Annotated in this window: 13 protein-coding genes; 8 read left to right on the forward strand and 5 right to left on the reverse strand. The window is 66.6% G+C overall.

Annotated features, from left to right (window positions below; genetic code table 11):
• Together CRJ03_RS12420 and CRJ03_RS12425 are read left to right on the forward strand one after the other, a co-directional pair.
• Positions 1-787 (forward strand): transporter (locus CRJ03_RS12420; protein ID WP_165375271.1); only part of this gene is annotated, 787 nt, incomplete at its 5' end.
• 10 nt (positions 788-797) lie between these two features.
• On the forward strand, positions 798-1781 hold the full coding sequence (locus tag CRJ03_RS12425) for an NHL repeat-containing protein (protein WP_104019201.1): 984 nt from the start codon (positions 798-800) through the stop codon (positions 1779-1781).
• 520 nt (positions 1782-2301) lie between these two features.
• Here the strand turns inward: CRJ03_RS12425 and CRJ03_RS12430 are convergent.
• Both CRJ03_RS12430 and greA read right to left on the reverse strand, forming a co-directional pair.
• Positions 2302-3306, reverse strand: coding sequence for a hypothetical protein (locus CRJ03_RS12430; protein ID WP_104019202.1), 1005 nt, complete (start codon positions 3304-3306; stop codon positions 2302-2304).
• A 16-nt stretch (positions 3307-3322) separates the two neighbouring features.
• On the reverse strand, positions 3323-3793 hold the full coding sequence (greA, locus tag CRJ03_RS12435) for a transcription elongation factor GreA (protein ID WP_104019203.1): 471 nt from the start codon (positions 3791-3793) through the stop codon (positions 3323-3325).
• A gap of 292 nt (positions 3794-4085) precedes the next feature.
• On the opposite strand from greA, the gene CRJ03_RS12440 reads away from it, so the two are divergent.
• From CRJ03_RS12440 to CRJ03_RS12450, 3 genes are all read left to right on the forward strand, one after another.
• Complete coding sequence (locus CRJ03_RS12440) at positions 4086-5735, forward strand: electron transfer flavoprotein-ubiquinone oxidoreductase (protein WP_104019204.1); 1650 nt, start codon at positions 4086-4088, stop codon at positions 5733-5735.
• A gap of 107 nt (positions 5736-5842) precedes the next feature.
• Positions 5843-7549, forward strand: a complete 1707-nt coding sequence (locus tag CRJ03_RS12445; protein ID WP_240611661.1) for a tetratricopeptide repeat protein — start codon at positions 5843-5845, stop codon at positions 7547-7549.
• Positions 7536-8375 carry a 4-(cytidine 5'-diphospho)-2-C-methyl-D-erythritol kinase gene (locus tag CRJ03_RS12450; RefSeq protein WP_104019206.1) on the forward strand — a complete coding sequence of 280 codons (840 nt, stop codon included), beginning with the start codon at positions 7536-7538 and terminating at the stop codon, positions 8373-8375. The genes CRJ03_RS12445 and CRJ03_RS12450 overlap by 14 nt, the downstream gene beginning before the upstream one ends.
• On the opposite strand, the gene CRJ03_RS12455 is transcribed toward CRJ03_RS12450, so the two are convergent.
• Positions 8368-9369 (reverse strand): polyprenyl synthetase family protein, encoded by a 1002-nt coding sequence (locus CRJ03_RS12455; RefSeq protein WP_104019207.1) that lies wholly within the window; start codon positions 9367-9369, stop codon positions 8368-8370. The genes CRJ03_RS12450 and CRJ03_RS12455 overlap by 8 nt on opposite strands.
• Before the next feature lie 51 nt (positions 9370-9420).
• Between CRJ03_RS12455 and CRJ03_RS12460 the strand changes: the two genes are divergently transcribed.
• The 3 genes from CRJ03_RS12460 (at position 9421) to CRJ03_RS12470 (ending at position 10681) form a co-directional block, all read left to right on the forward strand.
• Positions 9421-9636 (forward strand): putative signal transducing protein, encoded by a 216-nt coding sequence (locus CRJ03_RS12460; protein WP_104019208.1) that lies wholly within the window; start codon positions 9421-9423, stop codon positions 9634-9636.
• On the forward strand, positions 9626-10390 hold the full coding sequence (locus CRJ03_RS12465; RefSeq protein ID WP_240611662.1) for a tRNA1(Val) (adenine(37)-N6)-methyltransferase: 765 nt from the start codon (positions 9626-9628) through the stop codon (positions 10388-10390). Before CRJ03_RS12460 ends, CRJ03_RS12465 begins: the two co-directional genes overlap by 11 nt.
• Positions 10391-10510: 120 nt before the next feature.
• Entirely contained in the window at positions 10511-10681 is a 171-nt protein-coding gene (locus CRJ03_RS12470; protein WP_104019210.1) for a YdcH family protein, read from the forward strand.
• Between the two features lie 50 nt (positions 10682-10731).
• On the opposite strand, the gene phbB is transcribed toward CRJ03_RS12470, so the two are convergent.
• Complete coding sequence (gene phbB, locus CRJ03_RS12475; protein WP_104019211.1) at positions 10732-11454, reverse strand: acetoacetyl-CoA reductase; 723 nt, start codon at positions 11452-11454, stop codon at positions 10732-10734.
• Between the two features lie 173 nt (positions 11455-11627).
• A complete protein-coding gene (locus CRJ03_RS12480; RefSeq protein WP_104019212.1) occupies positions 11628-12803 on the reverse strand; it encodes an acetyl-CoA C-acetyltransferase in 1176 nt (391 codons plus the stop codon).
• Positions 12804-12809: the final 6 nt, after the last annotated feature.

Genomic DNA, 12809 nt, shown 5'->3' on the forward strand with positions numbered 1-12809 from the left:
CGTGTTTCGCGAACAGTTCCTTTACCGCAAGGCCGATGACGACCCAGGCCCGGCCAACCGCGATCTGGAGGTGTCGGGGGGCATATCCGTGCTGGCTTATGGCGTGACCAGCGATCTTACGCTATTCGGCATGCTCCCTTACCTTGACAAGAGCCTCGATCTGACCACGCCTGCCGACGCGCGGATTACCCGCGGAACCAGCGGGTTCGGCGATGCCCGCATCTTTGCGCGCTACACGATGTACCAGAAGGACGGGCGCGGCCGGAGTTTTCGCATCGCGCCGTTTGCCGGGATAGAGTTGCCCACAGGCGATGATGATGGACGTGACAGTTTCGGCCGTCTACCTCAGCCGTTGCAATCGGGCTCAGGCTCGTGGGATCCGTTCCTGGGCGTTGTCAGCACATACCAGACGCTCGATTTTCAGTTCGACGCGCAGATCGCCTACAAGGCCAACACAAAGGCGAACGGGTTCGAGTTCGGCGATGAATTGCGGCTTGACGCCTCTGCGCAATATCGGGTCTGGCCGCGGGAGTTGCGTGGCGGCGTGCCGGGATTTCTCTATGCCGGGATGGAGGTAAATTTCCTCCACCGCGACAACAATCGCGTCGCGGGCACCGACGATCCGCATTCGGGAGGTGAGAGCCTGCTTCTGGCTCCGACGCTGCAATACGTAACCAAACGCTGGGTGCTGGAAGGGGCGGTGCAAGTTCCGGTCTGGCAGGACCTGAATGGGCAGGCACTCGAGGATGACATCACCGTTCGTGCCGGTTTCCGGCTGAATTTCTGAAGGATCCAAAATGAAGGTGCGATCGGTGATTCTGAAGGGACTTACGGGTATCGCCGGTCTGGCCATTCTTCTGCTGGCGGTCGGATGGCTCGTCTTCGTGCCCTCCGCACAAGAGCCCGGCTACGAGTTCGTCAAGGCATGGGGCGGCAAGGGCACCGCGCCGGGCGAGTTTAACGACCCAACCGGGCTCGCCGTGGCCGGTAATGAGCTTTTCGTCGCTGATTCCCGCAACGGCCGCATCCAGGTCTTCGACCTTGACGGCAGCTTCAAGCGGTCCTTCGGCCAACCGGGCGATGGTCCGGGTGATCTCGGGCGGCCAATGAACCTGACCATCCATGATGGCACGCTCTATGTGCCGGAATATTTCAACGACCGTATCCAAGTGTTCGGCCTTGACGGTACATCAAGACGCATCATTGGCCGCAAGGGCGATGGCCGTGGCGAATTCGACGCGCCGGGCGGTGTCGCGGTCGCTCTGAACGGCGATCTCTATGTTGCTGATTTCTACAATCACCGGGTACAGCAGCTGCGCCCCGACGGCTCGTTCGTCCGGCAGTGGGGCGCCACCGGAGATCCGGGCAGCGGGGCCGGCGCTTTCATCTATCCAACCGATGCCGCCCTGGGGGAGGGTGGACAATTGATCGTCGCCGACGGATATGCCGACCGGGTGCAGGTGTTTGGGCCCGAGGGCGGGTTCTCGCATAAATGGGGCGGCCCTTTCGCCATGAACATTTTTGGTCCGTTCAACGGTTGGTTCACCACGGTCACGAGCGTCGCCATCGGTCCCGAAGGCAATGTCTTCGTGGCGGATTTCTACAATGACCGGGTTCAGAAGTTCTCGCCGGATGGCACGTTTCTGACGGCATTTGGCGAAACGGGCGACGGCGACGGCCAGTTTCGGCATTCCATCGCTGTCGATGTCGCCGCGGATGGGACGGTATTCGTCGCCGATTTCCTCAACAACCGCATTCAGAAATGGAAACCGGTTGACTAAAATTCTTCGATATCTCGGTTCAAATGATCGGTTCAGCCCTGTTGAAGCCAGCCCACAGAACTCGCGGATGACCTCTTGATCCTCCAGTTACAGGAAGCCGCATGTAGGAAGGAACCTCGCAAGATGGAACGCCGGAATGATGGACACGAAGCATATCAAGAACGCCATTGACGGCATGTCCTGTGCATCCTGCATGGGGCGGGTGGATCGCGCGCTCGGCACTTCCTTCCATTCCCGCGAAAGGATCGCACCATCAAACCGTGGGATCAAACACCTTATGTGTCTCATCCCTGCTATGAATGCCCCGTCGCCGTTCCCGGCCGGGAACGGCGACGGGGTGGGATATAGCGCTAAACACCTTGTGGCGTGACCACGTCCTCTAGCAGGCTGAACCCGCCTCTCTTCACCGTCTCGAACAGTTGACGGCGGCCCGTTTTGCGGATGCAGGAAGGCATGCCTTTGAATTGATCGAAGGCGAGATTTCGAGAAACTCGCTTGACGATGAGATACCGTTTTAGGCTCAGGCGAATGTCCCGCTGACCCGCCCCAGAAGCATGAAGGCGCGGGCGGTGCGGGTTTCGGAGAGGTCGGATATCTCGGCATCGGTCGCTGTCTCGGCGAAGTCCGATACCATCCGGTCAAAAAGCCGCAGGAAATGGTGCGCCGCGTCGCGAAAGATCGCGTCCTGTTTCATGCGCGCCGCGGTGAGCGCCAGCGACGAGCGGTCGCGGATACCGCCCAAGGCGGCGACGGCGCGGCCGCGCTCTCCGGCGGCGAAGCGGCGCCATATCTCGGGGCGGGCCATGTCGGGGCGCATATCGTCCATGTAGATGCCGTCCTGCGCCAGCAGGGTGAGCACGTCCTGCGCGGCGCGCACGAGCTGCGCGGTGGGCCGGTCCTTGAGCGCGCGGCGCAGCGCGTTGAACCCGGCCTTGTCCTCGGGGCTTTCGGGGAAATTGAGCGCGCGGATGAAATCCTCCCGATCGAGCGGCGGCGCGGTCTCTTCGGCGGGGGTGCCAAGCGGCAGCACGACCTGGCCCGAGGACGGATCGGGCGCCGGGGGCGCGGGATGGACCGGGCGTGGCGGCTCTTCGACGCGGACCGAGGAAAAGGTGGCGAGCGCGGTCTCGGTCTTGCGCTGAGCGGCCACGATCTCGTCGAGTTTCTGGGCCACGGTCTTGTCCACCGTCGCGCCGAGCGACGTGTTCTGCGCGATATAGGCCTCGCGAATGGCGTCGATGGCGGCGCGCAGCCGCGCGCTTTCCTCGCGCATGGTGCGGCTGGCGCGGGCGGCGGTGGCCCCCACCCACAGCATCGCCACCGGCATGAACACCGCGATCAGCACGGTCACGAAATGCAGCGCGCGGCCCGCCGACTCGGGGCCGGGTGCGAGCACGATGAAGTAGACCGCCGCCCCGGCGAGCCACGCCACCGACAGGATCGCGGCGATGATCTCGACCGCGGTCAGCCGCTCGCTGGGCGAGGTGGCTGCGGGACGCGGCGAGGGATCGGATGATGGGGCCATGTGCCGGGCCTTTGCCTCAGATATAGGCGATCTTGACCACCTCGTAGGACCGCTCGCCGCCGGGCGTGCGCACCTCGACGCTATCGCCCTCTTCCTTGCCGATGAGCGCGCGGGCGATGGGTGATCTCATGTTGAGCAGGCCCTTCTCGATACTGGCCTCGTGTTCGCCGACGATCTGCCATGTGTGCTCGGCCTCGGTGTCCTCGTCGATCAGGGTCACGGTGGCACCGAACTTGATCGCGCCCGACAGACGCTTGGGGTCGATCACCTCGGCGAGGCTGAGGATGCCCTCGACCTCCTTGATGCGACCCTCGATGAAGGACTGTTTTTCCTTGGCGGAATGGTATTCGGCATTCTCGCTGAGATCGCCATGCTCGCGCGCCTCTGCGATGGCGCGGATGATGGCGGGGCGCTCGACCGACTTGAGGTGCTTGAGCTCTTTTTCCAGCGCTTCGTGACCGGCGGCTGTCATCGGTATCTTTTCCATCGCGCGCGTCCATCATCGCAAGAGGGGCCGCGAACCCGCAGCCCCGTTGGTGGTTTCCAATTGTGCGATCGAGAGTGCACGAAGCGCGCGCCCGATTGCAAGAGGGGATCGCCGGGGGTGCACGTTTGGCGCGCGCGAACATGGCCGCGAACGCGACAAATTGCCGGTTTCGGCATGTCATAACGTCGTGTTTCAATTGACGCCTCAAGCGGACGCGCGATAGTCACTCTCGCAACTTTGTTGCGCGGGAGCGAGCGATCGCGGCGCGCGGCCCGGAAAGAGGATGGAGACGATGAGCGAAGCGACGCGCGAAGCGATGGAATACGACGTGGTGATCGTGGGGGCGGGGCCCGCGGGCCTCTCGGCCGCGATCCGGTTGAAACAACTCGACGAGAGCCTCGACGTGGTGGTGCTGGAAAAGGGCTCGGAGGTCGGCGCGCATATCCTGTCGGGCGCGGTGCTCGATCCCTCTGGCCTCGACGCGCTCCTCCCCGACTGGAAAGAGCGTGGCGCGCCGCTGAACGTGCCGGTGCGCGACGACAATTTCTACATGCTGGGCGCGGCGGGCCGCGTCCGGGTGCCCAACTGGCCGATGCCGCCACTGATGAACAACCACGGCAATTACATCGTCTCGATGGGCAATGTCTGCCGCTGGATGGCCGAACAGGCCGAGGAACTGGGCGTCGAGATATTCCCCGGCATGGCCTGCTCGGAGATGGTCTATGGCGACGGTGGCGAGGTCAAGGGCGTGGTTGCGGGCGAATTCGGCCGCAACCCGGACGGCACCCCGGGGCCGAACTATGAGCCGGGAATGGAGCTGCACGGCAAGTACGTGTTCCTCTCGGAGGGCGTGCGCGGCAGCCTGTCAAAGGAGGTGATCGCGAAATACGACCTCGCCAGCGGTGTCGAGCCGCAGAAATACGGGCTCGGCATGAAGGAAATCTGGGAGGTGGACCCCGACAAGCACCGCGAGGGCAGCGTCACCCACACGATGGGCTGGCCGCTGGGCAAGAACGCCGGCGGCGGCAGCTTTATCTATCACCTCGAAAACAACCAAGTTTACGTGGGCTTCGTGGTGCACCTCAACTACGAGAACCCGCATCTCTATCCCTACATGGAATTCCAGCGGTTCAAGCATCATCCGATGGTCGCCGACCTGCTGAAAGGGGGCAAGCGCGTGGCCTATGGCGCGCGGGCGATCTCGGAGGGGGGCTGGCAGTCGATGCCGAAAATGGTGGCGCCGGGCGTGGCACTGCTGGGCTGTTCGGTGGGGATGGTCAACGTGCCGCGCATCAAGGGCAACCACAACGCGATGCTCTCGGGCAAGGCCGCCGCCGAGGCCGCGCACGAGGCGATCAAGGCAGGCCGCGCGAGCGACGAGCTGAGCGCGTATGAGACCGAGGTGCGCGAGGGCCCGATCGGCCGCGACCTCAAGAAGGTGCGCAACGTCAAGCCGCTTTGGTCGAAATACGGGCTTCTGACCTCGCTCACGCTGGGTGGGTTCGACATGTGGACCAACACCGCCGGGTTCAGCCTGCTGGGCACGCTGGGGCATGGCAAGTCCGATGCCGAGGCGACCGGAAAGGCGAGCGATCACAAGCCGATCGACTATCCCAAGCCCGACGGCAAGCTGAGCTTCGACCGGCTGACCAACGTGAGCTTCTCGATGACCAACCACGAGGAGAACCAGCCCTGTCACCTGCAACTGGGCGACCCGGAGGTGCCGATCAGCGTAAACCTGCCGGAATACGCCGAGCCGGCGCAGCGCTACTGCCCTGCGGGTGTCTACGAAGTGGTGCACGAGGAGGGAAGCGACCCGCGCTTCGTCATCAATTTCCAGAACTGCGTGCATTGCAAGACCTGCGACATCAAGGACCCGAGCCAGAACATCACCTGGGTCACGCCGCAGGGCGGCGACGGGCCGAACTATCCCAACATGTGACGCAGGCGTGACCGGCGGCGGCGCGGGCGCGGGCCCGCGCCGCATTGCCTTGGGCCGGACGGCACATTAGGTATGTCCAGTGGTTTGCAGCAATAAGGGGCCCCATCGTGACGCATCGCAGGTTTCTGGCCGCGCTCGCCGTTTTTGTGACGCTGGGCACGCAAGGGGCGGCGCAGGCGCCGTCGGGCGCCTATCTCGCCGCGCAACACGCCCGCACGCAGGGCGATTTTGCCGCCGCGGCACAGTATTACGCGCAGGTGCTGACGCGCGACCCGGGCAATGTCGAGGTCCTGGAGAGCGCAGCATTCGCCTACATGGCGCTGGGACAGGTGGACCGGGCGGCGGCCGTGGCCCGCAAGATGGAGGCCGAGGGCGCACAAAGCCAGGTCGCGCAGATCCCGCTCATCGTCGAGGCGGCGCAGGACGAAGACTGGGCCGGGCTTCTGACGCGCATCGAGGCGGGGCGCGGGGCGGGCGAGCTTGCCGACGGCATGATCGCGGCCTGGGCCGAGCTGGGGCACGGCGACATGTCGGCGGCGCTGGAGCGGATCGACGCACTGGCAGAGGAGCAGGGCCTGCGCAATTTCGCGCTCTATCACAAGGCGCTGGCGCTGGCGGTGGTGGGCGATTTCGAGGCCGCGGACCGGGTGTTTTCCGGCGAATCCGATGGGCAGGTGCAGCGCACGCGCAGCGGCGTCGTCGCCTGGGCGCAGGTGCTGAGCCAACTGGGCGAGACGGACCGCGCGCTGAGCGTTCTCGAGGACACGTTCGGCAGCACGCCCGCCCCCGAGATCGCCAATCTGCGCGCGCGGCTGGAGGCGGGGGAAACGGTGCCCTTCACGATGGTCGAAGGGCCGCGGGACGGGGTGGCCGAGGTGTTCTTCTCGCTGGCACGCGCGCTCATGCAGGAGGCCAATGACGAATTCGTGCTGATCTATGCCCGCGCCGCCGAGGCCATCGACCCGGACCATGTGTACGCCACCATCACCGCCGCCGAGACGCTTCAGAGCATGGAGCAATACAAGCTCGCCATCGACGCGTTCGCCAGCGTGCCGCGCGATCATCCGGCGTTCCACACCGCCGAGTTGGGCCGCGCCGAGGCGCTGCGCACCACCGGCAAGCCCGACGCCGCGGCAGAGGTGCTGGCCCAGCTTGCCGGGCATTTGCCCGAGATCGTGGATATCCACGTGGCGGCGGGCGACCTGCACCGCGAGCAGGAGGAATACGAGGAGGCGATCGCCGCCTATGACCGCGCCGTCACCCTGCTGGAAGAGCGCGACAACCCGCAATGGTTTGTCTACTACGTGCGCGCCATCGCCCACGAGCGGCTGGACAACTGGCCCGAGGCCGAGGCCGATTTCCGCCGCGCGCTGGACCTGAACCCCGATCACCCGCAGGTGCTCAACTATCTCGGTTACACGATGGTCGAGAAGGGCGTGAACCTCGACGAGGCGCTCGACATGATCGAGCGTGCCGTCGCGGCACGACCCGACAGCGGCTATATCGTCGATAGCCTCGGCTGGGTGCTCTACCGGCTGGGCCGCTACGACGAGGCGATCGGCCACATGGAGCGCGCCGCCGAGTTGATGCCCACGGATCCTGTGGTCAACGACCATCTGGGCGACGTGCTCTGGGCCGTGGAGCGCAAAACCGAGGCGCGATTCCAGTGGCGGCGCGCGCTGTCGCTGCACGAGACCACGCCCTCGCCCGATCTCGGCCCCGAGCGCGTGCGCCGCAAACTGGAGGTCGGGCTCGACAAGGTGCTGCACGACGAAGGTGCCGAACCGCTCCGGATGGTCGATGACGGCGGCTGACGCGGGCGTCCACGAGGCCGCCCCTGCCAAGATCAACCTCGCGCTGCATGTCACGGGCCGACGGGCCGACGGCTATCACCTGCTCGATTCGCTGGTGGCCTTTGCCGATATCGGCGACCATGTGCAGGCCCGCCCCGCCACACGCACGCGGCTGCGCGTGACCGGGCCGATGGCGGCGGGTGTGCCGCGCGGCGGGGAAAACACGGTGCTGCGGGCCGCCGCGCTGATCGGCGTCGCGGCCGATATCACCCTCGACAAGCACCTGCCCACCGCTGCCGGCATCGGCGGCGGATCGAGCGACGCGGCGGCCACGCTGCGCGCGCTGGCGCGGCTTGGGGGCATCGCGGTGCCCGGGGGCGTGCTGGCGCTGGGGGCGGATGTGCCCGTGTGCCTGCTGGCGCGGGCAGCGCGGATGCGCGGGATCGGCGAGGAGGTGCTGCCGGTGGACGGGCTGCCCGCGCTCGACGCGGTGCTGGTCAACCCGCGCGTGCCGGTGGCCACGCCGGGCGTGTTCGCCCGTCTCGACCGGCGCGAGAACGACGGACTGCCCGAGGTGCTGCCGCGCTGGCACGATCGCGCCGACTGCGCCCGCTGGCTCGCCACGCAGCGCAACGACCTGGAAGACCCGGCGCAGGCGCTCTGCCCCGAGATCGGCACGGTGCTGGAAGGCTTGCGCGAGAGCCAGGACTGCGCGCTGGCGCGGATGTCGGGATCGGGGGCCACCTGTTACGGGCTTTACCCCGACGCGATGGCGGCAACACGGGCGGCGGCGCGGATCGCGGCGCAGCGGCCCTATTGGTGGGTGGTGGCGACGCGGCTCAGGTGAGGCGCGCGACCACGTAATCGGCAAGATGATCGAGCATGTCGCGCACCGGGTGTTCTGGCAGAACCCCGAGTGCTGTGCGCGCATCCGCGATCCAGCCCTGCGCGGCGGCCCGCGTCTCTTCGAGCGCGCCGCGTGCGTGCAGGATGTCGAGCGCACGCTCGAGATCGCCGTCCTGCTGATCGCCCTTCTCGATGGCGCGCCGCCAGAAGGCGCGCTCGCTGTCGTCGGCCTGCGCCAGCGCGCGAATCACCGGCAGGGTGAGCTTGCGCTCGCGGAAATCGTCGCCCACGTTCTTGCCGGTGGCGCGCGCATCGCCCTGGTAGTCGAGCAGGTCATCGACGATCTGGAAGGCGATGCCGAGCGCGTCGCCATAATCATAGAGCGCGCGCACCTGTGGCTCGGGTGCCCCCGCGATCACGCCGCCCACCTGCGTCGCCGCCGAGAAAAGCGCCGCCGTCTTGCCGCGCACCACCTGGAGATAGAGCGCCTCTGTCGTGGCAAGGTCGCGCGCGGTGCTGAGCTGAAGCACCTCGCCCTCGGCGATGGTGGCGGCGGCGTCCGACAGGATGTCGAGCACGCGCAGCGACTCCGTCTCGACCATGAGTTGAAAGGCGCGGGCGAAGAGGTAATCGCCCACCAGGACGCTCGACTTGTTGTCCCACAATAGGTTGGCGGTGGGTCGGCCGCGGCGGCTCGCGCTCTCGTCGACAACGTCGTCATGCAAGAGCGTGGCGGTGTGGATGAATTCCACCGTGGCGGCGAGGCGCACGTCGTGATCGCCCGCGTAGCCGCACAGATCGGCGGAGGCGAGCGTCAGCATCGGGCGCAGCCGCTTGCCGCCCGCCTCGACGAGATGGGCCGTCACCTCGGGGATGCGGGGCGCGTGGCGCGAGGCCATGCGCGCGCGGATGAGGGTATCGACATCGCCGAGCTTGGCGGCGAGATGCGCGGCCAGCGCCTCGTGCGGTTTGGTGGCTGCCTCGTCCAAGCTCATCGGTCCCCCCGGCCCTCGACAAATCCTGCGCGGTGCCCTTATCTCGCAGACATGAGACAGCTTTACCGCACCACCGACATGGCCAACATGGCGTTTGCCAAGGCGCTGCTTCAGGGCGAGGATATAGACTGCTTTGAAATGGACGTAAACATGAGCGTTCTGGAAGGCTCGATCGGGATTTTCCCGCGCCGCCTGATGGTTGGCGAGGCCGATTATGACGCGGCGCGGACGACACTTCTCGACAACGGGTTCTCGCTTGAGGACTGAGCCGTTTGCCCCGGCCGACCTGAGCCGCGATGCCTTTCTTGGCGGGCGGCTGGAGATCGCGCAGCCGCGCGCGGGGTATCGCGCCGGGATCGACCCGGTGCTGCTCGCCGCCGCGGTCCCGGCGCAGGCGGGCGAGACGCTGCTCGACCTGGGCTGTGGCGCCGGTGCGGCGGCGCTGTGCGTGGCGGCGCGGGTGCCGGGCGTGCGGCTTGCTGGGCTGGAGATGCAGCCCGCCTATGCCGCGCTGGCGCGCGCGAACGCGGCGCATAATGGTGCCGAGATGGAGGTGCTGACCGGCGACGTGGCCGCGATGCCCGCGGCCCTGCGGCAGCGGCAATTCGACCACGTCATCGCCAACCCGCCCTATTTCGACCGGCGCGCGGGCACGCCCGCCGCCGATACCGGGCGCGAGGGGGCGCTGGGCGAGGCGGTGCCGCTGGCCGACTGGATCGCGGTGGCGCTGCGGCGCTGCCGCCCAGGGGGGCATGTCTGCATCATCCACCGGGCCGAGCGGCTGGCCGACCTGCTGGCGGCGATGCGCGGCTCGGTCGAGGTGTTGCCGCTGATTCCCCGGCGCGGACGGGCGGCGCGACTGGTGCTGGTGCGGGCGCGCAAGGGCGGACGCGCGGCGCTCCGGCTCTGCGACGGCTGGCTGCTGCACGAGGGGCCGCGCCACGCAGGCGACGGGGAAAATCTCACACGATCAACGGCCTCGGTCCTGCGCGACGCGGCCCCCCTGCCCTTTTGCCGGTGAATTGCCGAAAATCCGATCGGAAAAAAGCCGCGCATCTCGCGGGCGCAGCGTGACAGAATTGTAAAACTGTGCTGCAATTCCCATGTCCATGGGACACCCATTTCACTGAGGAGACAGCCAATGAGCTTGAGTTCGCATATCGAGGAACTGAAGAAGAAACATCACGCGCTCTCGGAAAAGGTGGAGGCGGCGCAACGCGCCCCGGGAGCGAGCTCGCTGGAACTCGCGGAACTCAAGAAACAGAAACTGAAAATCAAGGAAGAAATCGAGCGCCTGACGATCAACGCCTGACAGGCGGCGCGGGCCGGGCGCGCGGCCCGGCCCCCGGCACGCTCGTTTGATTACGAGAAGAACTGTCCGCCATTGGCGGAGATGGTCGAGCCGTTGATAAAGCTCGCGTCGTCGGAGACGAGGAAGCTCACGCAGCGGGCGATTTCCTCCGGCTCGCCCAAGCGGCCCGCCGGGATCATGCCGATGATCGCCTCGCGCACCTTTTCCGGCACCGCCATGACCATTTCGGTGGCGATGTAGCCGGGGCACACGGCGTTGGCGGTAATGCCCTTGGCCGCCCCTTCCTGTGCGAGGCTGCGCACGATACCGAGATCGCCGGCCTTGGTCGCGGCATAGTTGGCCTGCGCAAACTGGCCCTTCTGGCCGTTGACCGAAGAGATCACCACGACCCGGCCAAAGCCGCGCTCGCGCATGCCCGGCCACACCGGGTGGACGGTGTTGAACACGCCGGTGAGGTTGGTGTCGATCACGTCGCCCCATTGCTGCGGCGTCATCTTGTGGAAGGGCGCGTCGCGGGTGATGCCCGCGTTGGCCACGACGATCTCGATCGGGCCGAGATCGGCCTCGACCTGTGCGATCCCGGCCTTGGACTCGTCATAATCGGCCACGTTCCACTTGTAGGTCTTGATGCCGGTTTCCTCGGTGAATTTCGCGGCAGCCTCATCGTTGCCGGCATAGGTGGCGGCGACGGTGTAGCCGTCGGCTTGGAGCGCCTTGGAAATGGCGGCGCCGATCCCGCGCGATCCTCCGGTGACGAGTGCAGTTCTGGCCATGATATCCTCCGCTATGGCTTGGTTCGTAAGTTGATTATCGGTTTGACCCGATGAGCGCAACAATGTTGCGCGGTAAATCTTCTGCGATGCAGCCAGGGCCTGTCGCCGGTCGGAAAAAAGGGCGCCGTGCGGGGCGCCCTTTGATGATCCGTGCCCGCGTCATCGCGCGCCGGTCACGGACGCTCGACGCAGAGCGCGACGCCCATGCCGCCGCCGATGCACAGCGTGGCGATACCCTTCTTGGCGTCGCGGCGCTGCATCTCGAACAGCAGCGTGTTGAGCACGCGGCACCCCGAGGCGCCGATCGGGTGGCCGATGGCGATGGCGCCGCCGTTGACGTTCACGATGTCGGGGTTCCAGCCCATCTCCTTGTTGACGGCGCAGGCCTGCGCGGCAAAGGCCTCGTTGGCCTCGACAAGGTCGAGGTCATCCACGCTCCACCCTGCCTTTTCCAGCGCCTTGCGGCTGGCATTGACCGGCCCGACGCCCATGATCGACGGATCGACCCCGGCGGTGGCGTAGGAGGCGATGCGCGCCAGCGGGGTGATGCCGCGGCGCTCGGCCTCGTCGGCACTCATCAGCAGGGTGGCGGCGGCGCCGTCGTTGAGGCCGCTGGCGTTGGCGGCAGTGACCGATCCATCCTTGGTAAAGGCGGGGCGCAGCTTCTGCATGCTCTCGATGGTGGCGCCGTGGCGGATGTACTCGTCCTTGTCCACCACCGTCTCGCCCTTGCGGGTCTTGACGGTGAAGGGGATCACCTCGTCATCGAAGCGCCCGGCCTTCTGCGCGGCCTCGGCCTTGTTCTGGCTGGCCACGGCGAACGCGTCCTGCGTCTCGCGGGTGATCTGCCACTTGTCGGCGACGTTCTCGGCGGTCTGGCCCATGTGATAGCCGTTGAACGCGTCCCAGAGCCCGTCGCGGATCATCGTGTCGATGTATTTCATGTCGCCCATCTTGTGGCCCGCGCGCAGATGCGCGGCGTGGGGCGAGAGCGTCATGCTTTCCTGTCCGCCGGCGCAGACGATCTGCGCATCGCCGAGCTGGATGTGCTGGGCCCCGAGCGCCACCGCCCGCAGGCCCGAGCCGCAGACCTGGTTGATGCCCCAGGCCGCCGATTCGATGGGCAGGCCGGCGTTGACATGCGCCTGGCGCGCCGGGTTCTGGCCCTGCGCGGCGGTGAGCACCTGGCCGAGGATCGTCTCGGAGACCTCGGCCTTGTCGATGCCCGCGCGCGCGACCACCGCCTCGAGCACGGCGGCGCCGAGATCGTGGGCCGGGGTGGTGGCGAACGCGCCGCCGAAAGAGCCGACAGCGGTGCGCGCAGCGGACGCGATTACGACATTGGTCATGGATAT

Origin of the sequence: Roseovarius nitratireducens (genome assembly GCF_002925845.1) — a bacterium.
In the GTDB taxonomy this organism is placed as follows: Bacteria; Pseudomonadota; Alphaproteobacteria; order Rhodobacterales; family Rhodobacteraceae; genus Roseovarius; species Roseovarius nitratireducens.

Bases quoted from the DNA above. Each gene is read 5' to 3' on its own strand.
- CRJ03_RS12460 (WP_104019208.1), top strand. From the start codon at position 9,421: ATGAGACAGCTTTACCGCACCACCGACATGGCCAACATGGCGTTTGCC.
- CRJ03_RS12440 (WP_104019204.1), top strand. From the start codon at position 4,086: ATGAGCGAAGCGACGCGCGAAGCGATGGAATACGACGTGGTGATCGTG.
- greA (WP_104019203.1), bottom strand. From the start codon at position 3,793: ATGGAAAAGATACCGATGACAGCCGCCGGTCACGAAGCGCTGGAAAAA.
- CRJ03_RS12470 (WP_104019210.1), top strand. From the start codon at position 10,511: ATGAGCTTGAGTTCGCATATCGAGGAACTGAAGAAGAAACATCACGCG.
- phbB (WP_104019211.1), bottom strand. From the start codon at position 11,454: ATGGCCAGAACTGCACTCGTCACCGGAGGATCGCGCGGGATCGGCGCC.
- CRJ03_RS12430 (WP_104019202.1), bottom strand. From the start codon at position 3,306: ATGGCCCCATCATCCGATCCCTCGCCGCGTCCCGCAGCCACCTCGCCC.
- CRJ03_RS12425 (WP_104019201.1), top strand. From the start codon at position 798: ATGAAGGTGCGATCGGTGATTCTGAAGGGACTTACGGGTATCGCCGGT.
- CRJ03_RS12480 (WP_104019212.1), bottom strand. From the start codon at position 12,803: ATGACCAATGTCGTAATCGCGTCCGCTGCGCGCACCGCTGTCGGCTCT.
- CRJ03_RS12455 (WP_104019207.1), bottom strand. From the start codon at position 9,369: ATGAGCTTGGACGAGGCAGCCACCAAACCGCACGAGGCGCTGGCCGCG.
- CRJ03_RS12450 (WP_104019206.1), top strand. From the start codon at position 7,536: ATGACGGCGGCTGACGCGGGCGTCCACGAGGCCGCCCCTGCCAAGATC.